The organism is Pseudomonas sp. 2822-15, from assembly GCF_002742515.1.
GTDB lineage: Bacteria > Pseudomonadota > Gammaproteobacteria > Pseudomonadales > Pseudomonadaceae > Aquipseudomonas > Aquipseudomonas salomonii.
In genome coordinates, this window is the sequence record NZ_LJRY01000011.1 from 1 (window position 1) to 228 (window position 228).

The 228-nt window shown below is 36.4% G+C and carries 1 protein-coding gene; it reads right to left on the minus strand.

From position 1 onward, the window contains the following. On the minus strand, positions 1-192 hold a 192-nt coding region (locus tag AOA59_RS32760; protein ID WP_218212164.1), incomplete at its 3' end, for a hypothetical protein. Between the last annotated feature and the right edge of the window lie 36 nt (positions 193-228).

The following is a 228-nucleotide window of genomic DNA, read 5'->3' on the forward strand; positions in this document are numbered from 1 at the left end:
ATCCTCAATTGATACCTCAGTAGGATCTTGCATCCATAACTTTTCATTTATAGAAGGGAAAAAGTCCTTTATACGCTTTAATAGTATGGATGGTTGCATGCTTTTTCCTTCATCATCTGCAAGTGGATAAGTTAAGTACAACCTGTCTGATGGCGTTGCTTTTGCAATATAAGTTATAAAGTTTTCATTCAAAAGTTGTCTTGTACTACCTGGTGCCAACGGTATTCC